At 55.6% G+C, this 25,191-nt stretch carries 13 protein-coding genes; 5 read left to right on the forward strand and 8 right to left on the reverse strand.

Going from position 1 to position 25,191, the window contains the following annotated elements; translation table 11 throughout:
- The first annotated feature begins 29 nt into the window (after nt 1-29).
- Nucleotides 30-5,411, forward strand: a complete 5,382-nt coding sequence (locus tag ABD971_RS20910) for a dockerin type I domain-containing protein (protein WP_345325258.1) — start codon at nt 30-32, stop codon at nt 5,409-5,411.
- Here the strand turns inward: ABD971_RS20910 and ABD971_RS20915 are convergent.
- Genes ABD971_RS20915 through ABD971_RS20935 form a run of 5 tightly spaced genes read right to left on the reverse strand, consistent with a single transcriptional unit; the run spans nt 5,408 to nt 13,545 of the window.
- Complete coding sequence (locus ABD971_RS20915; RefSeq protein WP_345325260.1) at nt 5,408-7,936, reverse strand: cyclic nucleotide-binding domain-containing protein; 2,529 nt, start codon at nt 7,934-7,936, stop codon at nt 5,408-5,410. The two genes, ABD971_RS20910 and ABD971_RS20915, sit on opposite strands and share 4 nt — an antisense overlap.
- Nucleotides 7,933-9,720, reverse strand: a complete 1,788-nt coding sequence (locus tag ABD971_RS20920; protein WP_345325262.1) for an NAD(P)H-dependent oxidoreductase subunit E — start codon at nt 9,718-9,720, stop codon at nt 7,933-7,935. The genes ABD971_RS20915 and ABD971_RS20920 overlap by 4 nt, the downstream gene beginning before the upstream one ends.
- Nucleotides 9,721-9,729: 9 nt before the next feature.
- Nucleotides 9,730-11,109 (reverse strand): multiheme c-type cytochrome, encoded by a 1,380-nt coding sequence (locus ABD971_RS20925; RefSeq protein WP_345325264.1) that lies wholly within the window; start codon nt 11,107-11,109, stop codon nt 9,730-9,732.
- On the reverse strand, nt 11,106-12,602 hold the full coding sequence (locus tag ABD971_RS20930) for a cytochrome c3 family protein (RefSeq protein ID WP_345325266.1): 1,497 nt from the start codon (nt 12,600-12,602) through the stop codon (nt 11,106-11,108). Before ABD971_RS20930 ends, ABD971_RS20925 begins: the two co-directional genes overlap by 4 nt.
- A gap of 10 nt (nt 12,603-12,612) precedes the next feature.
- Nucleotides 12,613-13,545 carry a hypothetical protein gene (locus ABD971_RS20935; RefSeq protein WP_339942474.1) on the reverse strand — a complete coding sequence of 311 codons (933 nt, stop codon included), beginning with the start codon at nt 13,543-13,545 and terminating at the stop codon, nt 12,613-12,615.
- A gap of 326 nt (nt 13,546-13,871) precedes the next feature.
- Between ABD971_RS20935 and ABD971_RS20940 the strand changes: the two genes are divergently transcribed.
- The 4 genes from ABD971_RS20940 (at nt 13,872) to ABD971_RS20955 (ending at nt 21,944) form a co-directional block, all read left to right on the forward strand.
- Nucleotides 13,872-15,704: a hypothetical protein gene (locus ABD971_RS20940; protein ID WP_345325269.1), complete on the forward strand. Its 1,833-nt coding sequence runs from the start codon at nt 13,872-13,874 to the stop codon at nt 15,702-15,704.
- A gap of 26 nt (nt 15,705-15,730) precedes the next feature.
- Nucleotides 15,731-17,515: a multiheme c-type cytochrome gene (locus tag ABD971_RS20945; RefSeq protein ID WP_345325271.1), complete on the forward strand. Its 1,785-nt coding sequence runs from the start codon at nt 15,731-15,733 to the stop codon at nt 17,513-17,515.
- A gap of 184 nt (nt 17,516-17,699) precedes the next feature.
- Nucleotides 17,700-19,052: an NADP-specific glutamate dehydrogenase gene (gdhA, locus tag ABD971_RS20950; protein WP_339942471.1), complete on the forward strand. Its 1,353-nt coding sequence runs from the start codon at nt 17,700-17,702 to the stop codon at nt 19,050-19,052.
- A 123-nt stretch (nt 19,053-19,175) separates the two neighbouring features.
- Entirely contained in the window at nt 19,176-21,944 is a 2,769-nt protein-coding gene (locus tag ABD971_RS20955; RefSeq protein ID WP_345325274.1) for a protein kinase domain-containing protein, read from the forward strand.
- A 205-nt stretch (nt 21,945-22,149) separates the two neighbouring features.
- Here ABD971_RS20955 and ABD971_RS20960 read toward each other — a convergent pair whose 3' ends face one another.
- The 3 genes from ABD971_RS20960 to ABD971_RS20970 all read right to left on the reverse strand — a co-directional run bounded on the left by ABD971_RS20960 (nt 22,150) and on the right by ABD971_RS20970 (nt 25,119).
- Nucleotides 22,150-23,526, reverse strand: coding sequence for a TlpA family protein disulfide reductase (locus tag ABD971_RS20960; RefSeq protein ID WP_345325276.1), 1,377 nt, complete (start codon nt 23,524-23,526; stop codon nt 22,150-22,152).
- A 226-nt stretch (nt 23,527-23,752) separates the two neighbouring features.
- A complete protein-coding gene (locus ABD971_RS20965) occupies nt 23,753-24,283 on the reverse strand; it encodes a hypothetical protein (protein WP_345325278.1) in 531 nt (176 codons plus the stop codon).
- Nucleotides 24,284-24,411: 128 nt separating this feature from the next.
- Nucleotides 24,412-25,119: an alpha/beta fold hydrolase gene (locus tag ABD971_RS20970; RefSeq protein ID WP_345325280.1), complete on the reverse strand. Its 708-nt coding sequence runs from the start codon at nt 25,117-25,119 to the stop codon at nt 24,412-24,414.
- Nucleotides 25,120-25,191: the final 72 nt, after the last annotated feature.

Raw genomic sequence — 25,191 nt, forward strand, 5'->3', positions numbered from 1 at the left:
CCGATTTTGATGTTGACCCTCTGAGCACCATGATGTCCCCACGCCCGTCCAAGAAGAAATTCACTCGCAAGCGAAATCGACGTCAAACACTGGTCTTAGAACAACTCGAAGACCGCCGGCTGCTGGCATGTGCCATCGGAGTGACAACCAAGTCGACGCCTCAAGGAGCCCACTCGGGCGGCGAAACGACATTCAATATGAATTCGGTGGACCAGGGTGTAGCAAACACATCCCCCTGCGTCATCAATATCGCATCCGCCAGTGGATCAAGTGCCTACGTCTTTCGCGGATCGGTGACCGATGCTGACGGCACCGCGATCCCTGGTTCTCACACTCTCGTTGCAAAGTTGGTAAGAAATGGAACAACGATCGGAGATGGTTCCGTTCTAGCCAACGGAAACTTCGAAATTGACGTCCCCACAAACAATCTTCCCAATGCGACACATAACTTGAGTTTGTCGGTGGAAAGGCCGGCTAGTTCCGTTACGGTCCCGAATCAAACTCCGTTCACATTGATCGTCGACACGACACGTCCCACCGTGACCATCGACACCGCAATCAGCACGCCTCGCAACACCGCGGTTGATCAAGTCGAAGTCACGTTTTCCGAGAACATTCAGAACGCCACCTTTACGCGAAACGACTTGACGCTGACGCGTGACGGAGGTGCCAACCTGATCACCAATGCCGTCAACGTTTCACTCAAAAGCGGAACCACAAAAACGTTTGTCGTTAGTGGTCTCGGAGGACTTACCAACGTTGACGGTGATTACTCACTCAGCGTCAATGCCGCCGGGGTTTCCGATCTTGCTGGGAATTCGGGGACCGGATCCGCCAACCGCCAGTGGGAACTGGATACAACGCCGCCCACAGCGGACGATCCGCCGCAACTAAAATCCGAAGACGATTCGGGGCGTTCCTCAAACGATGCGATCACGAACGTTAACCAAAGGTTGACCTTCACCACGATCGTCGACGGAGCGCTGTCGGTGAAATTTCAAATCCGTGACGAGTCAGGGACAACGGTCGCGGAAACACCAGGCACATTATCAGGAACCAATTCTTACGAAGCCACGTTCGCTAACGTGCTTGCCGACGGAAATTACCAAGTCGTGGCGGTATCGACCGACGGTGTGAACCCTGAAACCACGTCGCCGGCGTTGACACTCGTGATCGATACCGCGTCACCGGCTGCTCCAGTGCTATCGCCGGGAATCAACGGAGCGATCGTGCCAAGTGCCCCAAACGAAATTGCAATCGCCGGCGCGGAAATGAATGCCGAAATCGCATTGAGTCGAAACGCCGAAGGAGTAGTGATCACGCGGATCCCCGCTGCTGGGCAAGCCATCACAAATCTAAGCGACGATCCTGTTGTCGATCCGAACGGCGAAACCTTTCAATACACCGCGGTTCAGACCGATATCGCTGGAAACACAAGCCCCAGTTCGCTGCCTTACATCGCAGTGGTTGATCCGATCCAGCCGTCACTTTCAAAATTTGCACTGGCCGCGGCAGACCGCTCACTAGTGACAAGTGCCTTACCGGTTCCGATGACAAGATCGACGCGCCCTCAATTCGAAATCCAAGTGGTCGATCAACAATATGGTCAAATCGAGAACACCGTCACAGTTTCCCTTTTTGCAAACAACGACTTGATAGCCCCTATTGGTTCAGGCGTCGCTGTGTTTGCTCCGCGAACATCAACAAGCGTGGGCGCAAACACAAACGCGTCCCAAACGGTACAAGTCACGCTATTGCCAGGAGTCGAGCTCGATGCAGGCGAGCAATATGAACTGACATTCATCGCAACCGACTCGGCGGGCAAAATGGGCCAACTCGTCAAGCAAGTGTTTGTGTTACCTCAATCCGAAGCGACCCAAAATGCACCGAGCACGCCGGTGTTTACCGAATCCTTCTTCATTGGTGCGAGCGTGGTCGAAGTTCGATCGAGCGTGAATCAAATTGTGATCGACCAGGAAATCCCTGTCGGCTATGCCATCAATCTTGCAGCCTCCTCGGCACCAATCCGAATTGTTGGTTCCACGACCGATGACGCGACGGGTTTGACAACGCTAACACTTAATCTCGCCACGACTGAAACGCTCGAAAAGGTCAACATCAACGACAAGGTGGCTTGGCTGCGGCCTTGGCAAATGTCGTTTGACAAAACCACCCAAACCGTTTGGTTCACGATGGAGGACGGCCATCATCTGGGACAGTTTGATCCTGCGACGGGCGCCGTCGAAATTCATGACGTCAGCATTCCATCGTCGGTGGTTCGCAACGCGGACGGTGTGTTGGTGCCAGCGGCCGACGCTAAACCCACTGCATTTGATCCCCATGGAACGTTTTTCGACTTCAACACTCACCTAACGCCTCGCGTTTGGTTTGTTTACCGAAATGAAATCGAAGGGGGCGTCGCGATCGATGATGCTCCGGAAGACTCGGTTAACAATGAAATCTTGCGTGTCTCGTACTATGACCTCGCACAGAAAAAACTGTTTACGTTCGATTTCGATGAAATCACCGGCGTGTTTGACATCGAAGACCATCACGATGATGAAACCACATCAGGTGGTGGCAGCGGCACGGGCGGAGGCACTGGGGGTGGCGGTGGAAATGGAGGCGGAACGACGACGCAAGCCGAACCGGAATCGACCGACGAAGCCGTGTCACTGAAAGTTGGCCACGCGGTATTTGTCGACACCAAAGGCACGGTCTGGATCACCGCCGAAGATTCGGGCACCATCGTTGAACTTGACTTTGACAATCCACCTGGCGGCAAACGTCCTGCCACGCTCGATACAATGTCGGCCAAAACAACGGCCCATGTGATTCCCAAATCGTTCGGCAGCGATAAGTCGACGAGCGCCGACTTCCATGTCCACGGCGTCCAAGCCATCGTCGACGATCGAGACGGATCGACGTACGTTTGGATGCTCAATGGAAACGAACGAGGCGGTGAAGCGATTCAGCGTTTAGCCCTTCTGGTTCCGGGTGACAACAACGATCAATGGTACGAATTTGCCATCCCTCGCAGCACCGACGGGGGCGCTCACCTTCTGTTCACTGCGTTTGATGACAACGAAACGCCCGGAATCCCCGAAGACGATCAACTCATATTCACCGACAGCGGTTTCGGGTTCACCACGAGCGGTGATGGCATCGTGGCAACAATGGATGTCAGCGAAATCATTCGAACCATCCAACAAGGTGGTGACCCATCGGCGCTGTCGCCCGAAGTGCGCTCGATTCAAATCCCCAAAATCCCGGGTGCCGCTGCCGGATCGACCTTTTCGGCCCCTAACCAAGTCTTTGTTGATCGAGGTGGGACCACGTTCGTGATTGACCCTCAGGGTGGTTTGGCCCGAGTAAACTTAAATGATTTCAGTGGAGCCAGCGTTTTCACCACGAATGCAACGGTATCGGCCCAATCCGTCGTTCCGCAACACACTCGAATCACGTTACAGGAAGCCGCTACTACGACAACAATCGTAAACGCGAAACTTGACCCGATTTCCGGCAGCGATCCGACACGCTCGCAGGACCGCAGCCAAATGGACGGCGTGGACCAGTACGAGGTTGCGTCGGAGGCACTGCGTCGCGGGAATGGTCAAGGCCCGTTTCGCGGTGCTCTTAATGCCGCGAACACGCTGTATGGGTCGATCTCGCAAAGCGACCACCTCAGCACAACCATCTTTGCCGAATCGGCGCGGCGTCAGATGAGTGCGGTGCCTAGTCCGCTGCCATCGCCGGCGGGGGCAATCACGCAAGCTCGGATGGCGTTCCAAGTCTTGCGAAACGGCAGCTTGGTGCTGACCGCTCGCGGCGATGCGACGATCGCAGATGACCAAATCAACTTACTAGCCAAGATCGTTGACGACAAGCAAATCCCTGCATCCGAGGCCACCAAGTTATTGATCACAGGCGAAGCCAGCGCCGTGACGACGCCCGATGGCAGCGTGCATGTGATGGGACGTTCAACGCAAGGTGGCGTGGTCCAGTACACCTTCACCCCCGATGGCAACGACTGGGCCCATGACGACTTGTTTAACACCGCCAACTGGACGGTCGCTCACCGCCCGATCCCCGGCGTCATCCTGGCCGAAGACACAGTACCTGCGGGGCCACTGGGCTTCTCGGCGACAACCACCGATGGACACTGGATCGCCATCCCGATCGATCCGAGTGCGGCAACGACCGACCTCACGCTCGCGAGCGGAAACGTCGATGCATCGCGAGTCTATTCCGCCGTTGCGGTCACCCCCGGTGACAACCAGATCCTGTACGGTTACGGCACCAACCAGACTGGCAATCTAATTGAATATCGCATCGAAGGCAGCTCTGTGAGCACTCGCCAAATTGATGCCGCCAGTCGCGAGACTCGGGTGATGCGGAATGTTCGTGCGCTAACCATGCCAAACGGAGTTCGCCATGTGTTTGCGACCGATGGGACGTCGCGATTGGTCCACTATACGATCGATTCGTCTACCGTGCTGCAGGAAAACATCAGCCAACAAACGGCGGACAACGGTCAGAACTTTGGCTATTTCCCCTTCCAACAACCGTTTACCGGTCGCGTCTACACCTATGTCGCGCCGCTTGTCGAAGACGATGGCACCATTCGTGTCTATGGAACCAACGGGGGCGACTTGATCGAGTTCACACTGCCTTCCGGGGGACAGTGGCGGGTTGCCAATTTGACCAACGATACCAATGGCACCTACGGCGCCGACGGTCCAGGGTACCGCGTCCCCGCCAATGCGGTCTTTGGCGGGCCAACCGCCTACAAGGATTCCAATGGAGGACGTCACATTCTGCAGATCAATGGCGAAGGCGAAGTGGTCGAGTACTTTACGTACGGCGAAAAACTGTTCCCCAACGCCGCCGACGCGGACCGCATCAACAGCCAAAACGTCAACTTTTTCAGCGGTCAGTCGACCACCGCATTGGCGGCGGCACTTCCCGAGAGTGTGCTGAACGCATTGGTCAATTCCCCCAACACGCTTCCCGCCCCAAAAACAAACGAGACGCTGACAACGGAAAGCCCGTCCAACACAACTCCCGACACATCGTCAGAACGTATTGCGGCGGCCGAGGACGTTAACCGAGACGGCGCAGTCACTGCTCACGACGCGTTATTGATCATCAACCATCTGCCGCGGACGGTCGCCGCATCCGCCGAGCAAACCACCAACAGTCCGTACAACTTGGATGTTAACGGCGACACGCAAGTGACCGCATTGGATGCACTTCGCGTGATCAACTATTTGAACAACGGCAGCTCGCAAGGCCAATCAGAATCGACGGCCCTAAACATTGGACTTGACCTAAGCGATGACGATTCGCAGCGATGGCAGAGTGAAGTGGATGGCGTGATGGGTGACATCGAAGAGAGCCAACTATTTTAACCCGCCGCATCGCCCCGTTTGGTGATCTCCAACAATTCCGGACCGGTCATCCGGAATGCGGCCTCGTGCGGACACGCGTACACGCAGCTCGGTTTTCCATCGACGCTGCGGCACAAATCACAGGTCGTCGCTCGCTGCTGGACCACCGGCATCTTCTTGCCTTCGACCTCTTGATAGACCGTCTTCAGTTTTCCCGATGCATCGACCTCCTGCTTTGGAAAGCCGTGCATGTTGATGTTGCCGTACGGGCAATTGTCGGCACACAATCCACAACCGATGCAGTAGTCTTCGATTGCGATCTCGAGTGAATCCCCGTCGCGGTGAATTGCATCAACCGGACATCCGACCAAACAGTACGGATCCATGCACGACCGGCAACTGCTGGCGACCAGGAACTTGTCAAACCGCAATCCGTCGCGAACCAAACGGGTCACGCCTTCATGCGTGTCGGCACACGCCTTGGTGCATTCGTCACATCGAGTGCATCGTTCGAGGTCCAAGACCAACAAACTTTGCGCTAAATACAGTCCTTGATCCAGAAAGTCTTCCGATTCGACCGCTTGCAGCCGACTGCGAGCCTCCTGGTCTTTCTCGAGAATCACTTTCGCTTTGGCGGCAAGCGAGTCCTTGAGTTCGGGAAACTGGGCGAGCAGGTTACGGAAATCTTCGCCACGAATTCGGATCAATTCCACATGGTCCAGTGCCGAACAGGTCGCCGTACGAACGCCGGGGCGAACCGTTCCACCTAGAGATTCGGAAAGTGTATCGCCAATACTCGAGAGCAACCCAATTTCGCCAAATCCGTTGCCAGGCCCCAGATAGCTGAGCACTCGCTCGTCGCGGCCGTATTTTTGCGTAACCTTTACGAAGCCAAGTTTATTGACGTAATAATTGTCAGCTTGATCGCCTTGAGCAAAGATAACTTGGCCTGGATCGACCGAGATCAGATCGGCTTTGTCCCGAAGAAATTCGGCGGCTTGTTTTCGTTCACTCTCACCGAGCGAATCAAAAATCGGCAGCGATTCAATTTGGCCTGTCAGCGAATACTTGCGATAGGCGCGATCCAAGATTTCGCGGCTCACTTCGTTTCGCTGCAACATGTACAACACATTGCGTTTGATCTCGAGCACTTCAGCGTCCTGGGTCGCAACCACCGTTGCGCTTCGTGGATAACGGTTCATACACGTCATCTCGCCCAAGATCACGTCATCACTGTTACGCAAAATCCGTTGATCTTCAGAGAGTTGGGCGGCGCTGACATCGGCCAACTTCGCTCGTCCGCCCACTTTTTCGACCACGGTTTTTAAACCGCCCAGCCATCCGAACAATCCGCCTGCGGAACGGTTGCGAACCGCACCGCGTGTGGTTGCTAGAAAGATTTCAAACTCACCACTGAGGATGATAAACGCGGTCGAGCCGTATTCGCCTTCGCGGCACAACACGTCGCCTTCTTTCAAAATACGACGAACAACCGCGGCCCCGTTGAACTGCAAAAATTTGTACGGAATGCCGGAAAACAGCGGATAATGAATCAGCTCGTCGGCCGTCACGATGTCGCCATCTTTATTCTCAGCGACCATGTCATCACGAACCCGTTTGATCTGGGTTTCGATGAACGATGGCTGGAACTGCAGGGCACCGGTCGGACAACTGACCGCGCATTCCCCGCACGAAACGCAGGTGCTTTGCCCCATCGGATCTTCGAGATCAAAGGCGATGTGCGACTCGTATCCTTTGCCGCCACGGCCGATCACGTTATTGCCTTTGATCCAATTGCATCCCCGCTGACAGCGACCGCACATGATGCATTGATCGTGATCCACCGCGATCATTTTGCTGCTGTCGTCGTGACCTCGCTCGAGCGAACGGGGGGCAAAACGAGATTCCTTGATCTCCATCCGCCGAGCGATCGAGGCCAACTCGTTGCCAGGTGCTGACCACTGTGAACTTGGCAGATGGTCTGCAATCAGCAACTCGACCACGGTTTGGCTGGCGGCTTTCACACGCACCGCGGCGTCTTTGTCGGTTTCGCTCTTGATCGTGTTGACGATCATGCCGTTGGAAACTCGCTGGACACAGGACGGCACCAATTGTTTCCGAGGTCCGCGCCGAGTCATCTCGGTCGCCTCGACAAGACAAACACGGCACACCCCGACGGGCGGCAGATGTTCTTTGTGACAAAGCGTTGGGATCGGATGCTCGTCGCCGGGTTCGCGGACAAACACCTCGCTCGTCGCGTCAAAGATCGTGGTGTAACGCGGTTTCGGTGCCCCGGTCGCATCACGAATGATGTTGCCTTGGCTATCTCGCGTTGGTACCGCTTTTTTGACCGTAACTTCGCGACCATCAATCGTCAACGTGACATCTTCGTCCAACTCCGAAGCGGACGCTTTATGAACACGGACCAATTGACCGTCGACGTCACGTGCAAACAGACCTTCCTGTTCCGCAACGACTTGTCCCGGCAGATCACTGATATCAAAGTTGACGCTTGCGACGTCTTTGGGATCGATTTCGTTGCTCATGATTTCGCTACTTCCGACGGTTTGTTACGACACGCTTGGCGAGCCAAATCAGGAAAGAATTTCAGAAACGTTTGCAGCGGATTACTGGCCACTTGCCCGAGTCCACAGATGCTAGTCGCTTGCATCACTCCGCTCAGTCCCAACGCGATCGGTTCGAACGTATCGAACTCTTCGCGAGTCACGTCACCGGCAAGTAACCGCTCGCCCATCTCGGTGACTTTCTCGGACCCGATGCGACAGGGGACACATTTGCCACAGGTTTCGTTTCGATAAAAACGGCTGTTAGCGACCGCTTCGGCTAACACATTGCAACCTTCGCCATAGATCACGATGCCGGCTCCGAGCATGTAGCCCACCGCTCGTGACACGTTGATATCCAGCGGTAAATCACGGATATCGATCTCCGTGACCCCCTCGGGGACGTTCGCATCGACAAATCGGCGGCTGAGGAATTTGACCGGAATTTTGGGCGGCAGTAATCCGCCCGAGGGACCGCTGAGCGCGACCGCGGCGATCGCTTTGCCGTCTTTCATCCCTCCGCAATGAACGTCGATCAGTTCGCCGAGCGTCGTGCCGGTGGGAACTTCATAGACGCCCGGTTGGTTCAAATCACCGCTGATCGAAAACAGTCGTTTGCCTTTCATCGCCGGGCTCGATCCGACGGTCAACGGTCCTTCTTTGACGCCTTGGCTGGCGAACCAGTCGCCGCCGTCCTTCAAGATTGCGGGTGCCCAGGCAAACGTTTCCACGTTGGAGAGCAGAGTCGGTTGATCGTACAAACCGTTGGTCATCAATTCCGGAGGCCGGTTCCGCGGTTCGGCCCGTTTGTCTTCCATCGCTTCGATCAACGCGGTTTGCTCGCCACAGATGTAACCGCCAGGACTGGGGAAGACATCGAGTTCGAACGAGCGACTGCTGCCGAAAATGTTGCGACCGCAGGCACCAAGTTTGACGGCGCGAGAAATTTCATCGCGGCATTTTTCGATCTGTTCCGGATACTCGTGCCGAATATAGATCCAACCGCGAGTCGCCCCGACCACCAAGGCGGCCAGAATCATGCCTTCGATCGTCAGGTAGGGAGCGGCCAACAAGATCTCGCGATCTTTGAATGTTCCCGGTTCACTTTCGTCGGCATTACAGACAATAAATTTTTCGCCCGTCGTGCCTTCGGCACGCATCACGTCGCCCCATTTCAAGTAGGCTCGGCCACCGGCGCCCCCCATCCCCAGTAGGCCCGCGTTCTCGAGCGCCTTGAGCACTTTGTCGGGATCGCCACCGCCCGTGATGTACTCGCGAATTCGCTCGTACCGACCGCTGCCGCCGTAAATATCCATGTCCCACTTGCCGACCTTCGCTTTGGCAAGTTCCCAATCCGAATTAAATTCGGGTTGTTGCCCCTGCATCAGCGCGTCGATCGATTGCTGGATCGCCGCTTCGCTACTACAAGCAACCAGTTGTTCATTGATCATCGCAGCCGGCGGACGATCGCAACGTCCCAGACACGACACGCCACAGACTTCGACGTCGTGGCCATACTTTTTCTCGGCCCAATCGGCCACGCGTTCGATCATCGGGACCGAGCCATTTAAATGGCAACTCATATCGCGACAAACGTGTACTTCGACCTTCGGTGGCGGATCGGTGCGAAAGTGCGGAAAAAACGTGACCAACGCATTGACGCGGTGCATCGGAATGCCCAATTCCTCTGCCACCGACTCCATATCCGCATGCGTCAGGTATCCGCCACGTTTGGATTGCCGTTCGTGTAAAGCTGGGATGATCATCGTGGTTACTTACTCGGAGTTCGCTTGGCTGAGGGTCGACGCCAATTGCGATTGCAAGATACGCAGAATCGTTTGACGAAATTTTGCAGAGTCAAAATCGGCCGGGGAATGCAGCGATACGTTTGTGTCTGGACGAGGTTCAAGTTGAAATCGCAGCGAATGCTCGAGCTCGTTCAACGAACCGGGAGCTTGCGACGCATTTAAATCACGCAGCAACGCGTCGAGTTCCAAGTACTCAATCGCCGCTTGATGCCAATCCACCGGAGGCGGTTGATCCTGAAGTCGCTCCTGCATCGATTGCAACTCTTGCCGCGGATCGATTGTCTCGGTGGCAAGCTGCTGGGCAAGTTTGCGATACTTGACCGACAACGACTGACCACTGGCGGCAATCTGTTTCGGATCACTGCGGTGGGGCGAAAGCTTTTCGAGCAATGCCACATTATCGCGAAGTTCCAACTGGTTCACACTGTGCCATGAATTCCAGACCGGCAATCCATCGCTGACGTGCAGCGGCGATTTCTTTTTGCTGGACGGTGGCACTTGAAAATCGCGGATCGACAAACTTTGGTGACAAGCGAAGCAATCGTAATCCGACAATTCCGGCCACGGCACCGTCGGGTCTTGCAAATGGTCACGGGCTCGTTCGGAGGACAGCTTTGCTGCCGCGGCAAGATTGATCGCCCGCCCTACGGCGCGAAGTCGAACGTGGGAAGCGTCAAGTTCGCGATCACGACGGGAATCCCAGTGGGCCGGCAAATTCGCCAGATAGATCGGCAAATCAAACCGCAACGCCGGATGTCCTGCCGCGATCAAATCGTGATTCATATCACGGACCAAGCCGTCCTCGGTTCGTGATCCAATATGGCATCGAACACACGTTTCGCCGCGTCCGATGATCGAATCCATTTCACGCATCGATTCGTTCGTCGCGGGATCCCAATCGGCATGAGTATGCGAAACAAGCCAGGACTCGGCCGCTCCGTGGCACGATTCACAGGTAACACCGGCGGCCAGAAACTCGACTGACAATCTCCCGCTTGCCGCAGTTTGTGATGTAGTTGCAGTCGTATGACAACTGATACAACGCTGTCGCAGCACCGCGTCGTAGGCTTCGCGTGAGCCCGAAGCAGAACGATCCAGCCGGCTGACGATCGCTTGCGAATCACGATCATACAGCAACCGTCCAGCATTGGCGTGTGGGTCGTTGGCAAGCCACGTCGACAGCGAATGGTTCCAGGCCGGACCGCGACCGATCGCGCCACCGTGGCAAGTCGATGTCGCACACGACGCATTTCCAACAAAGGGTGATGGCTCGGCAGCCATCACGTTGTCGAGGCCCGCAAAACCAATTAGCCCTAACCAAATCAGAACGCTGCGTGCGAGTTTCATCGCTCCACCTTCGTCACCGCGCCCGGCGGATGATAACGATGGCAAAGCGTGCAGCGATCCGACGCCCAAGTCGGTTGGCCACCCAATAACGAGACCGTTTCGGACGACGCAAGCGAAGCGGGAGTCGGCAACTCGGAATCACGATGACAGCCAGTGCACGACTGAATCCCAGCGATCATCACGACGTCTTGATCGGTGGCCGGTTTCGCCGCCGTGTCGCTGTTGTAGGCCGCCTCGTGACAATATTTGCAATCGATTCGGCGATGTGCCGCATGATCGTAGATCCCATGCTCGAACCACCGCGACGGGATCATCTGGGCACTTTGATTCCCAAGCGATCCACGGATAGCTTCGTCTGTGATCGAGGCCTGATCATGACACTTCAAACACTGTGACTGCACTCGTTCTCTTGCCAAGCGAACATCCACAATCGAAGAGACCGATTCCCCCGTTGCGGGTTTGCCAAGTCCTTCACCCGGCACCGCGACCGTTCGTTTGTCGCCGCGGGGCGATCTCGCCTGACCGGTTGCTCGCACCCCGTCAATGGTCGCGGCCAACAACAAATCGACTTTGGACCAAGGTACCGCGTGAGGGATCGGCGTCGTATCGGCCGTCGCGGCACCCGAGTTCATCGAGTGACATGCCGAGCAATGTTGTTCGAAAGAAACCGGCGCCATGTAGCGGCCCAACTCGCCGTCGGACGCCATCGTGTCAGCACCGCTGGGGTTGCCCGCCATCTGATGACAACTGCCACAATCCAACTGCACCGCCGCGGAATCGTCTTGGCCGTCGATCCGGTACCGATCTCGCAACGATTCATCGAGCATCGCCAACGTCATCTCGCCGCGTTGTCCGGCATCGACTTGTCCGGGCCGCATGTGTTGAGCGTGATCAAATTTCACGATGCCTGGGTCAGGCTTCTGCAGCGAAGCAAAGTCCCCGTGATCCGCTTTCGTAAACGCGACGACATTGGCATTGACCGACGGTGCGGCGGAACACACTGAACTGAGATTGGCGTGACACGAAGCACAGCGTTCGTTGGCGACGAGGCTGAGATTATGATCGCGGCCCTGATGATCCACATGGCAGCCCGCACAATTCTGATCGACTAATTTTGCCTCGGGCCGCATCGTTTCGCGGTAGTGGTTGCCGACTTGGTGACACGACTGGCACGCGGTTTCAATATGCTGAATCGATTTCGTCGCATTCACTCCGATCGGTTTTATGTCCAACGAGGATGCATCGGAGCTGATCGGGGTAAAGTTTTGATGACAGAGTTTGCAATCGTTTTCAAAGGATGCATGGGCCATCGCCACCGGCCCCGTGCTGAGATGCGATTTGCCAGCTGACCCCGCCAACACGAAGCATGCGTAGAGCACGGCAACGATACCGCCCACCGCGATACAGAGGGTGCGAAACCGATGCAGTCCACCGCGATGACGGTAGTAATCGATTTGAATTCGCTGAGATCTTTGCTTTCCCGTTTCACGCATTGTCGATCATTTACCAATACTTTAGCGCAGTCCAAACATGGGCTGCTAACAAAACGGTCACAGCAACGGACAATCCAATATGAATGGGAATCCACGCATGCAGCCAACGATGAACGGTTGATTGGGTATCAAATTGGCGACGTTGATCACAAAAGCTTTCGAGGATGTTCACGATCGATCCACTTTCTTCGCCGCATGCACTGCGCAGCCGATCAAACCACACGCTGGCACGTTGTCGATCGTTTACCGGCGTATTCGCTTGATGGCCGTGAAGCAGAAACGGTTGAATTTCGTCTAGCGCATTCCACAGCGCCGGGCCGTCGGTATTGGTCGACGCAAATTGACGTGTTTCCAGCACCCGACCTCGTGTTTTGCCCGATTGACGCACCGCACCGACAACAATCGCTCCTGCTTTGACCGCTTCGAATTCGCGTTCTTCCTCAGCGTCATCGGGGCCTCCGACTCGACGCCCACATGCACTCAATAATAATCGGCGAGCATCTTCGACGGTTTGCTTCGAGACATAGTCGATTTGACTGTAGATCGTTTCGCCTGGCAAATTACGCAGCATCCAGCGTGGCAGAATGTTCTGCACCGCTAATCCATAGATTCCGCTGAGGATGCACAATACAAACAGCACCATGAAGGTGGCAGGCAACCATCCGCCCAAGTGAAATCCACAGTGTGCGATCGCCAATGGCAGCGAAGCCAAGCCAAACCACAGATGGGCAGCCATCCAGTATTTGGCTGGAATCAACCGCAAGCGACGCAGCGCTTTTCGCGGCCATAGCAACATCTCGAATACGATGATCGAACCGGCTGCGATTCCGCACAACAATCCAGCACGACTGCCGCCGCCAACCCAACGGTTCGCCTGAGAGGACTCGAGCCAATAGTAGATGAGGCAACCGAGGGTCACGACCAACGTCGGAATCACGAACATCAGATGCAATCTTGTTTGGCTGCGATTCAATAGCACGTCAAGTAGCACCCAAGAGTAAGTGACCAGAAAGCCCGTCGGCAGGATCGATACATCCCGCGGAGAGCAACCATATTAAACCCCCGTGATGGGTAGTCGTCAATCTTCGCACCCCCACAGCATAAAATGTCGAGAGAACGCTGTTGTTTTGCCGATCAACGATTATCGTACTAATGTGAAGGTAATTTGGGGGGTATCCATTAACGCCTTTTCCACCTAACCCAAGTCGCGTGATGTCGCATCGAATCAGACCGAGCGTTTGCACTTTCCTGTGGATCGGGATGGTCTTCGTGTCGACTCTCGCGCGTGCTCAAGAACCGATTCCAACGCCGCAGGGGACATCGACGCAGGGGACATCGACGCCGGGGACATCGACGCCGGGGATGCTTTTTTCCCCAGGGACGCTCGATCGGCTGCACTCTCCCATCCTTCGCCAAGATCTAATGGTCAACGGGGCCGCCTCGTGTGCAACATCCAATTGCCATGCGGGTCCGCGACCTGGGGTCACCCAAGCTACGGTGCGCCGTGGAGCGGAATACCAACTGTGGCTCGACAATGACCCGCACGCGCAGAGCTGGAAGACGATCTGCAGTGACGAAAGCGTCGCGATGATGCAGCGTCTGAAGATTATGGATGGCGACCAAATCATTGACCAAGTCGGCTTCGACAACTGCATGGCGTGCCACAATTCGACGCGTCGGTACAACGAACCTCGCACGAATCGCGATACGTACGCGGGCCCGAGCGATGCGGTCCACATGACACAGTTCGCTCCTCGTCACAATCAACCCCGTCCCAACGACGTCAACACATTCCAGCGAGAAGGGGTGGGATGTTCGGCGTGTCACGGGCCGAGCGAGCGATGGATCGGCACACACTTTCAACACCAATGGTCGTCATCATTCGCCAGCGACGACGGATTTGTCGATGCGGCAGACCTGTACGTACGTGCGCGGATGTGTGCATCGTGCCATGTTGGTGACAAGGATCGTGACATGAATCACGACATCATCGCAGCCGGACATCCGGCACTTCGCTATGAATTAGCGACCTTTCATGCATGGCAACCCAAACACTGGCGCGATGCCGAGGCGAAAGACCGCACCTATTACGAGGCCCAGTTGTGGTTGGCCGGACAAATTGCGGCGACCGATGCCTCGCTGGCTCTACTGGAAACGCGAGCCGCCAAATCGCACTCGGTCAGCCAATGGCCCGAGTTTGCGTCGTACGATTGTGCATCGTGTCACCATAATCTTGGGCTACAAAACTCGCGAACGGCGATCACCGACGATCGGAAAGCGGTGGCGCTCTATTCATCGTGGAACGACGCCGGTCTTCGCTGGCTCGTCCAGTACCGCATCGAAACGGGAGCGGCGACGTCAGACGATTTCGAATTACTTGAATCGCTAGACCGAGTGAAGTTGCAGATGGAATCGCAACCGAAGGCGGATCCGGGATTTGTCGCCGAGTTGGCACTGCAGGCTCGCACCTCACTTGCCCAATGGTTTGACGGTCCCGCTGGCCAATCCGAACGAGCCCAGTTCCGCAGCGATCGCTTGGGGAACCTCGTCGCTGCCGCGGCCGGAAAACGTCAAACTTGGCAGACCTGGGAATCGGCGGTGCAGTTCTATTTGGCCGCCGTCGCCGCTCGCGAAAGCTGGCCAGGCGGATGGCATGGCCCCGTCCACAATCTGGCTCAACCGCTGCGTGTCGGTTTACGCTATCCTGAGATGATTGACGTCAGCCGTTATTCCAAACGCAATGAAAGCGGCCCGACGCTGAATCGCGGCGAAGCAACGAAGTTGGGTATCGAGATGGCCGGTTGGCTGGGCCCGATTTACCAACCCGAATCCAGTGACGAACTGCAAGACGACGAAGCGGAAACGCAAGCACTGCAAAACGAACTGCAAGAGATGATCCAGAGGATCAATGAACGCTGGAAACGCTTGAACCAACAACGTATCGAGCAAGCCAAACAAGCCGAGTCAACGGATAACAAGATCGACGATGGCACGCCCGACATGCCGGCGAAACCTGAGCGAAAACCGAAAACACGTGACCAGCTACTCGAAGAACTACGTCAAATGCAAGAAGCTCGCACGTCCGACGAATCAGACAATTGATTCTTTTGATTAAACAGATTGACAAAATGGTATCCACTCCCTTCTTCGCAAGACAGATTCCCACCGGGATCGCGATTGTCCTGTTCGCAGTGACCGGTGCGGTCGGTTGGGCACAAACCGCTTCGGACACCCTGTCGCGTGAAGAAAAGCTGAGCGATCCGGTCTACATGTCTTGGGTTGCGTCGGAACCCGTAGGCAAATGCGTCAGTTGTCATGTGATGGGACCGACCGATGCCGAAATCGATAGTGGCCGCTCAGGAGATTTGACCTCGTTTAGCCGCCGCAGCGAAATGATGCATTGGCTGCAAAAAGACAAACACACGATCGCCCGCCGACGAGTCGAACCCTTCGCCGCCGAACAGAGCGAAGACGAACTTCTAAAGCTATACGACCGACTTGATACTCAGATCGAAAAAGCGATCGAAGGATACAAGAAACGCGGCGAAACGATTGATCGCAGCAAGGTCGGACTCGAAAGCATTCCCGAAGAGTGGATCGGGCAAAGCAATCTGCTTAGCCGCCGCATTTGTGACAAACTATGGGGTTCGGGCTCGGTCACGACCGAAGCGGGCTACGCCAAGTTTCGCGACCACTGTTTGACCTGTCATGGCGGCTATCACGCCGGGGCCAGCGGGTTCGATTTGGCGGATCTCGATAACGCTCAATTGGGAATCGATTGTTTGTACTGTCACCAGCAGGACGACAACGATCAATGGATCACGCCGCATCAAGTGCCCGAAAAGTGGCGACTAAAATCACCTGGTGAAAAATCGGCGGCCGGTTTACGAAACCTGGTCGATACGTCCAACCAAGCCCAACTGTGCTTCGATTGTCATGTCGGCAACCGCTCGAAAAACATGTTTGTGTCGCACGAAATGTATGCAGCCGGACATCCTCCGATTCCCTCGATCGAGCTCCAGCAGTTCTGTGCCGAGATGCCACAACATTGGCAAACGCCAGCACAACTGTACGATTCACTGGCGGATTACCCGCAGCGAAACGACTATTTCAATCTGAACTATCCCGGACTGCTCGGTTCGACCAACGCGGGTGCGGTTTTCTGGAACACCCGCAAAATGCTGATCGGATCCCTGGTCGCTCGGCAACAGATGCTCGAACTGTATATCCAATCGGGATCGGATTCGGCGCAGGACTGGGCAGACTACTCATTGTATGATTGCGCGGCGTGTCATCACGAATTGCGATCCAACTCTGTTCGCCAACAACGCGGCTATGTCGGTGCCCCTGGACGTCCACGGCAATATGAATGGCCCGACGCGATTTTGACGATTGCGTATCTGTTCTATGGCAAGGAAACGTTAGCGCAATCGCGAAGTCTGGAAAGCGAGATCGAGCAGCTCTTTAGCGAGCAACCCTTTGGTGACCCTCACCGCGTTGCCGCAGCTGCCACACAGCTGCGTGATCACATCACTGCGGCGATTGATGCGGTAGAGCAAAAACCGGTCGATGCTCGAATCGCATTGGCGGTACTGCGAGGCTTGGCGACGACGCCGAAGTCCAGATTGGTGACGTACGATGCGGCTCGACAAGTCATCTGGGCGATGCAGACGATCGCGACCGAGCTAGAACTCGAAGGCAAACCACTCGCTCCGGAACTGCACCAGCGGATACGCCAACTCGGCACCCCGGAAACGACCGGAATCGCATCCGATTTGCCATCGGGTCGCAAACAGTTCATTTACCCCGATCGTTTAGAGATGGATTTGCGTCTACGTGCCCAGTACGATCCATCGCGTTTGGTCGCTCAGTTGAAAAGTTTACGAGCGGACTTGGATCAAGCCGCCAAGTAAATCCTAGGGTAGGCTTCCAGCCTGTCGATCGTAGAACAGCCTTCCAGCCTGTTATTGCCCAATCAACAGGTTGAAAACCTATTCCACGTTGATCGCGGCGCGATCAGCGACATCGCACAACCGTGCATCGCTCCCGTCGCTTAGAATAGGGCTGGTCACTCACCCCACAACGACGAGGTTCATCATGCTCAAGTTCGTACGCGAAGAAGTGGAATCGTTCATGCAGGGCCTCGTCAAACGGAACCCGGGTGAAGACGAATTTCACCAGGCGGTTCGCGAGGTCACCGAATCGCTGATGCCGTTCATCTTGCAGCATCCGCGATACAAGCAAGCTCAATTGCTCGAGCGTTTGACCGAACCCGACCGCATCATCATCTTTCGCGTGACCTGGGAAGACGACGAAGGCAACTTTCGGGCGAACCGCGCCTGGCGAGTCCAATTCAATAACTCGATTGGCCCTTACAAAGGTGGTCTGCGTTTCCATCCCTCGGTGACCCAAAGCGTTTTGAAATTCCTAGGCTTTGAACAGATTTTCAAAAACAGCTTGACGGGATTGCCGATGGGCGGCGCCAAAGGTGGATCCAATTTCAACCCCAAGGGAAAAAGTGAGCACGAAGTGATGCGGTTCTGTCACTCGATGATGATTGAACTGCATCGACATATCGGCGAGAACACTGACATTCCCGCAGGTGACATCGGAGTCGGCGGTCGCGAGATCAGCTATCTGTTTGGTCAATACAAGCGATTATCCAATACGTTTGTCGGGACGCTGACGGGCAAGGGGTTGTCATTTGGCGGCAGTCTGGTGCGAACCGAAGCGACAGGATACGGCTGTGTCTACTTTTGCGAAAACATGCTCAATCGTCTCGATGATTCGATCAAAGGAAAATCGGTCTGCATTTCCGGCAGCGGTAATGTAGCGATCTACGCTGCCGAGATGGCGGGCAAATTGGGGGGCAAAGTACTGACATTGTCGGATTCCGGCGGGGTCATTCACGATCCGGACGGGATTGACGAAGAAAAATTGGCGTATGTCAAAGAATTAAAAGAAAAGCAGCGTGGACGGATCTCGGAATACGCCGAAAAGTATCGTAAAGCTACGTTCCATGCCGACCGGCGGCCTTGGCATATCCCTTGTGACGTTGCGTTGCCCTGTGCGACTCAGAATGAAATTGACCAGCAAGACGCTGAAACACTGCTGAAAAACGGTTGTATTGCGGTCGCTGAAGGAGCCAACATGCCGAGCACGCTCGAGGCGATGAAGGCGTTCCGCGAAGCCAACATCCTGTTCGGTCCTGCTAAAGCCGCCAACGCCGGCGGCGTGGCTGTTTCTGGACTCGAGCAAAGCCAGAACTCGCTGCGGTTGCAATGGACTCACGAAGAGGTCAATACAAAGCTAAAAAGTATCATGAAGGAAATTCATGAAAAATGCGTTCATTACGGAACGAAGGGAGATCATGTAGATTACGTCGACGGTGCCAACTTAGCGGGATTCGTAAAAATCGCCGAATCGATGCTGGCGTATGGCGCCGTTTGATTTTCATACGTCGTACCGCGTGAGCCATTGGTGTGGTGTCGCCCAATGCATCCGCGATTCCAATCGACTTGCTAGACTGCGACCGAGTCCCTTCCGAGATTTACTTTATTCCTGAATGGAAACATGCTACAGCGAGGCTACGAATTTGCGTCAGGTTATCGATTAGAAGAATTTCTAGGTCGAGGCCAATTTGGTGAAGTGTGGCGGGCCTCTGCGCCCGGCGGCACCCAAACCGCGGTCAAGTTCATCGATCTCAGTGGCGGGCAAGGCCAAAAGGAATACGATGCGATCAAGCGAATCAAGCTGATTCGCCATGCCAATTTGATGCCGATCACGGCAATTTGGTTGCTCGATGCCGAAGGCAAATTGATCCAAGACACTCCCGATCAAGCCGTTGCAACCATGGATGTCAGCGAATTGGTCACGCCGGATCGCGCCAGCTTTGCGATGCCGCGTACGCGAGACCCAGCGACGCTGGTAGTCGCGATGCTGTTGGCCGGCAAAAGTCTGCTGGACCGGATGGCCGAGTGTTTGCGTGAAACCAGCAAGGGGATTCCCGCGCGCGAACTGCTTTCGTACATGGAAGATTCGGCCAAAGGCCTCGATTTCCTTAACGACGCCCGGCACGATCTGGGATCGGGCGAAGTCGCAATCCAGCACTGTGACGTCAAGCCTGCGAACATCGTCATCCTCGGCAACAGTGCCGTGATCTGTGACTTTGGTTTGGCACGGATTCTGACGCGGACTCAAATCACCGCAACCAGCGCTTCGGGCACGCCCGCCTACATGGCCCCCGAAGCGATTGAGGGCAAACCAAGTCAATCGAGCGACCAATACTCATTGGCGATCAGCTACTACCATTTGCGAACCGGCACGTTGCCGATGAAGGAAGGTTCGCTGTTCCAAGTTCTCAATGCGCATCGCCAGGGCGAGCTGAACTTTGATCTCGTCGCGGATCCCGAGCAGCAAGTACTGCGGCGGGCGACCGAGATCGATTGGAACAAGCGATACGAATCCAACATTGATTTTGTGGACGAATTGCGTGATGCGTTGCGAACCGAAGGGGCGATGACCACCGCCGCAGGACGCCCGTCGTCCAAGTTCGATCCGGCTTCGCCCAGTGGGGAAACCCAAAATGACCGCCTCGCGCAGACGCAAGCGGGCCCCTCGTTAATCGCCGAAACGATGGATGGGACATCGGCAGTTGACACCGGCTTTGCTGATGCCGAGACCGCAAACTCGGCGGGTCTGCAGAGCACTCGGGTGTTACCGCAGCAGACGACCGATGACGCCGTCTCCTCGACCGACGCCGTGACATCGAGCCAAACGCCCCGCACTGCACTGAAACGTTATTCGATCATCGCTGGCGCTGCAGCAGTCGTCATCCTTGGTGTGGTACTGGTTGCGTTTCCACGCCCCTCCTCCAAGCCCATGGCCGACGATCCCGACAAGGCCGACCAACAGAACGTCTCGCCGGATCAAGTTGAACCCGTTAACAACACACCGGACAGCGGTAAAACGGTAATCGAAAACGCGAGTCCGCAAGAACTGCTGGACTTGGCGACCCGCGCTTTTGCGACCGATGCGGACAAGGCAGCAGAGCTATTCCGCCAAGCCGTGCTGAAACGTCCAAACCTCGCAACGCCCGAACCGATCGTTCATACGGCACATCAAGATGGGGTCGAAGTATTAATGTTGGCCTCGCCCACGAGTCAACTGATTAGCTGGGGCTTCGACACCAATTTAAATGTTTGGCCAGTTTCGCCAACATCGTGGACCGAATCGTCGGTTCAACCGATCTTGCTGCCTGGGTTGGATGTCTCGCTTGCGTATCGCGAAGGAATCAGCTTATCGCCCGACAAGCAACGTGTTGTCGCGGGATCAGGAACGGACGCCAAAGTTTGGTCGCTCGAATCGCTCCGTCGCAATCCCACCGAACCTGCTCAATCACTTCTCGCCGAAATGGATTCGCTTGACGACGAAGTCATGGCGGTCGCATGCCACCCCAAAGACACCACGGTCATCGCACTGGCGCTCGACGACGAAGTGGTCGTGTACCAAATCGAAACCACGACATCGGACAAGCCTCGCCAACCGACCAAGCTGACTCAGTTTGAATCCGCAGGATCGATTAGCCAATTGGCGTTTCACCCGTCGGGCGATTGGTTGATCACGATCATCGATAAAGGCCTCGTCCAGGGTAAAGTGGTCGCTTATGCCTGGGACGAACTGCGGACCGGCGCCCCGCAGAACCGCGCCCCCACCGCGATTCCCATCAACCCCAAGGGAGCTCGTGTTCGCACGATCGGCTTTCCAAAGCAGGACTCAGCCACGGACTCCGCTGCAAGTATCGCCACCGGGGACGAAACAGGGACGGTGACGCTATGGAGCATCGCGGATGAACCCAAATTGTCGTCGCGAAAACAACCGCATGCAGGCCCCGTCATGGCAATGAAGATATCGGCGGGAACCAGTGACACCGCGAGTGTCTTGGTGACCGGCGGCGATGATGGCACATTGAACCTCTGGCCGCTGAGTGAAGGTGCGAGCCAAACCGCAAGCGGTCACGACCAAACGCTTCCGCTCGGCAAGCATCCCGTGTCGTGCGTCGACGTTACCCCCGACGGCCGCTGGGTTGCCGCAGGCACCTACGATGGAACGGTGTGGCTTTTGGATCGCACCAGCCAAGATAAGACGGCAGCGTTCCTGGTATCTGGATCCACCAGGATCGAAAGCATCTGCATTGATTCGGCAAATGGTTGGCTGGTCGCCGGATGCGACGACGGCAGCTTGCGAGTGTGGGACCTGGTCCGTTGTCAACTAATCGCGATGACCCAATTGCGTCCCAGCAAGATCATCGAAACGAAATCCAACCAGCCGCCCGTAATCTGACGAGCCCACCTGCGGCTCCGGTATTGCATTACTTCGTAGCGGAACTCGTCAAGAGTTTCGAGGAGCACTCGCCGTGGATCGAAAGTCTCGACGACTTCCACTACACGGGAAAAAACGCACAAACCTCATAAGAAAAAATGCTTAACAGCGTTGCCCTTTGGGGGATCGTGCCACCGGAACAATGAGAAACCATCACGTTGCGGTGTTATTGAGTGAGTCGGGCTAACTCTTCGCGAAGCGATTCCTGTAATCCTGAGGTAAAACCGACATGGACAGCTTGAATGTCCCCTTGCCGATCGATCACGACCAAGTGCGGGATGCTTGCCACGCCGAACGCGGACGACTGCTGATTCGTATCGAGCACCGCTTCGACATTCACATCGATTCGGTCCAGAGTCGCATGAATTTTCTTGACGTCGGACTCGCTCGTGACCGCTAGCAACCTCACATCTTGATCCGAAAACTCATCGACAACCTCAGCTACAACCGGCAGTTCTCTTAGACAAGGACCGCACCATGTAGCCCAAAAGTCAAGTACAACCACCTTGCCGCGGTAATCCGTCAACTGCTGCGACTGGCCGCTGAGCGTCTGCATCTGCAACTCGGGTGCTTGTCGCCCAATCCAACTACCACCCTCTGGGAATTCGAAAGCGATTTGTTGATAACCATGACTCGAGGGCAACTCAAACGCCTTGTCCGGAAGAACGGGATTGAGGGCCCAGTCGGTGTAGGTCATCGCAAAATCGCTGAGCGAAGCTTTGCGAAGCAGCGCAGGTCCATCGGCGTCGATCCACAGATGCAGCTTGTTTTCGTCGGGCTCTGAATCGGGGTCTGCCGGCTTCGCCTCACGCGACGAATCGGAACCTCCACCTGCTTTCAAACGACACACCCTGCCGCTACACACCAAATGCTCGGTTCTTCGGCCCTCGATATCTTCGCGGCCCATCCACTTCACGGTTCCCCAACCGCGGCTACCCAAAAATTCAGCGACATTATCAGTAAAGGGCAACAACGCCATCAGTTCCAACTCAGGAAATGCATGAGTGGGAGGCGAAAGCGAAAGCTGGTCGATGTGACGCAGAACCGTGTCGAGGCTGTCGGGGGCAGCACCCTCAAGATAGTATCTCTGACTTCCCGATAGAGACTCGTCGAGATCGTGCTCGCGATTAACACGGAACCGGTCTCCGTCCGAGACAAACACAAGTCCCCCCACCCAGTTTTCATAACGAAGCACAAGTTGATTGGGTCGGAGGCCGGCGATCAACGATGGGATCGGAGCGAATCCAGACATCTCGCCGGTGTAATGCCGTGTTTGGCGGACGCGAAACGATTGAGTGGTATCCGCTAATTGTTGAAGCGATTCCAAAACGGTCTGCGCATCGGCTGCCGCATCCCCCGTCGGCTGCAACGGTTGCCGAACCGCTTCCACCTCGCGTTCCAACGGCAGCTTTCCTGAGAGATGTCCGATCGGAATCAGCGGAACCGCACTCGGATGCTCGCGATTGAAGACGAAAACCCCACAGGCAATAAGTCCAAAACAAGCAGTACCGACCGCCATCCAACGTTTTAATTTGTGCGACATCAAATTACGTCCCGTCGTGGCTGGAATGATTCAGTTACGAAAGCCGGAATGGCCACCATCTCGAAGATCGAACGGAATAACACGAACGCCATTCCGATCGTGGTCAAGTCTGCCTTCTCTGTAAATAGTCTGCCGACAACTCCTAATCACGCGGCCTTTTTGCCATCTCCATGCAAAAAATGGCAAATTTGATTGCCGCCAATGCAGAGACAAGGGTTATTAGACGCTAGGGAACCAACTGAACCTGCATTTCAGGTCTCGCCGCTTGTAAAGCATCGATTTCGTGTCGATCCACTCGAGTATCAACTAGTAGCACCGTCTTCAGGTTCGACATCTTATGTAACGGCCGAAGCGAATCGATGCTTTCGGCATGGACCGTGAGCTGTGTCAGTCGCGAGAGTCGAGAAACGGGAGTCAAATCGAGCGGCAATTCAGAACCGACGTCCAGCGTCCTAAGAGAACGGAGCTTGGCAATCCGGTCTAGGCTATCAAGCTGGGGATCATAAACGAGTACTTCTTCCACATCGTGAGCGTAGTGCGGCCCCAAAAACTGCTCAATGGTGCCACTCGGGGCAGCGTTAGACGGGTCAGGGAACCCGAGACTCTGGTCCTGTGAATCGTAACGCCATAACCCGGTGTGCAGCCCGCTAAGCCACGCGACCGTGCTTCGCTGCTGCGTCGCCTTGTGATGCACCGATGCAAACCATGCGGAGAACAGCGTAACGACAACAAGAAGGGTTGAAAGCGAGAATCTCATAATTGCTCACAGACACGTTAAAACAGGGCAACTTCAGTCGGATAACGGCGGAACTCACGGGGTGGCGGGAATTGGTCATCCACTTCGAATCGCGCGGCCACCTCCACTCGCATGCAATTCTCTAGTTATCACACCGGTTCGGGTTCATCATGAATGAATCGAGACAGACGGTCACCAAGCCAGACCCGAAAGACTTCTGTGGTGGGAGGACAGTGCTTGCAGTCATGGATCAGCTCGGTTTTAACATCTGGAACAAGCCGCCTCACGCGATCCAGCACCAGTGACCCAGGAAAAGAGATATCATCGGTGCCTGCGATCACAAGTGTCGGCATCTGGAGTCGCTGCAAGTCGTCGTCCGTCGCCAGTGGCGGCACTCTTGTATCCATCTTCATATCTTGGAACGAGCAAGCAATTGCGTTTGCCCAATCAGAGTCCCAAGTCGTCATGATCGGATGCAAAAGCGATCGAAGACTGTTTGACGTTGGCCAAAGCGTGTGGCGGATCATCGGGAACGCCATCTTTGCCATGCCGGTCAAATGGGAACCGTTCGCAATGCCAGCCGGCATCATGATCGACAGCTTGGATACTCGCTCGGGCGCTTTGGATGCGGTGAGCCGCGCGACAAACCCTCCCCAACTGACGCCGAAAAGGTTGGTACTAGGCAGTCCAAGTCCGTCCATTACGTCTAACAACCAATCGGCGTATGAGTCGTCGTTTACCGGTAGCTTCACCTCAGGCCCGCGAATGGACTGTCCCGGCATATCCGGCGCGTAGAGGCGGAAATGTTTCGCGAGCGTCGGAAGCTCCGAAAGCAAGAAGGACGCTCCAGTTCGCATGCCATGCAGACTGGAATTGCCCACGAAAAGTTGACAGTGGACCGGAAGATGTCAGACTTCTCTGACAGGAGA

Source organism: Novipirellula rosea, from assembly GCF_039541335.1.
In the GTDB taxonomy this organism is placed as follows: Bacteria; Planctomycetota; Planctomycetia; order Pirellulales; family Pirellulaceae; genus Novipirellula; species Novipirellula rosea.

Coding starts and splice junctions, on each gene's coding strand:
- ABD971_RS20970 (WP_345325280.1), bottom strand. CDS start 25,119: ATGCGAACTGGAGCGTCCTTCTTGCTTTCGGAGCTTCCGACGCTCGCG.
- ABD971_RS20955 (WP_345325274.1), top strand. CDS start 19,176: ATGCTACAGCGAGGCTACGAATTTGCGTCAGGTTATCGATTAGAAGAA.
- gdhA (WP_339942471.1), top strand. CDS start 17,700: ATGCTCAAGTTCGTACGCGAAGAAGTGGAATCGTTCATGCAGGGCCTC.
- ABD971_RS20960 (WP_345325276.1), bottom strand. CDS start 23,526: ATGTCGCACAAATTAAAACGTTGGATGGCGGTCGGTACTGCTTGTTTT.
- ABD971_RS20945 (WP_345325271.1), top strand. CDS start 15,731: ATGGTATCCACTCCCTTCTTCGCAAGACAGATTCCCACCGGGATCGCG.
- ABD971_RS20915 (WP_345325260.1), bottom strand. CDS start 7,936: ATGAGCAACGAAATCGATCCCAAAGACGTCGCAAGCGTCAACTTTGAT.
- ABD971_RS20935 (WP_339942474.1), bottom strand. CDS start 13,545: ATGTTCGTGATTCCGACGTTGGTCGTGACCCTCGGTTGCCTCATCTAC.
- ABD971_RS20925 (WP_345325264.1), bottom strand. CDS start 11,109: ATGAAACTCGCACGCAGCGTTCTGATTTGGTTAGGGCTAATTGGTTTT.
- ABD971_RS20965 (WP_345325278.1), bottom strand. CDS start 24,283: ATGAGATTCTCGCTTTCAACCCTTCTTGTTGTCGTTACGCTGTTCTCC.
- ABD971_RS20930 (WP_345325266.1), bottom strand. CDS start 12,602: ATGCGTGAAACGGGAAAGCAAAGATCTCAGCGAATTCAAATCGATTAC.
- ABD971_RS20910 (WP_345325258.1), top strand. CDS start 30: ATGATGTCCCCACGCCCGTCCAAGAAGAAATTCACTCGCAAGCGAAAT.
- ABD971_RS20920 (WP_345325262.1), bottom strand. CDS start 9,720: ATGATCATCCCAGCTTTACACGAACGGCAATCCAAACGTGGCGGATAC.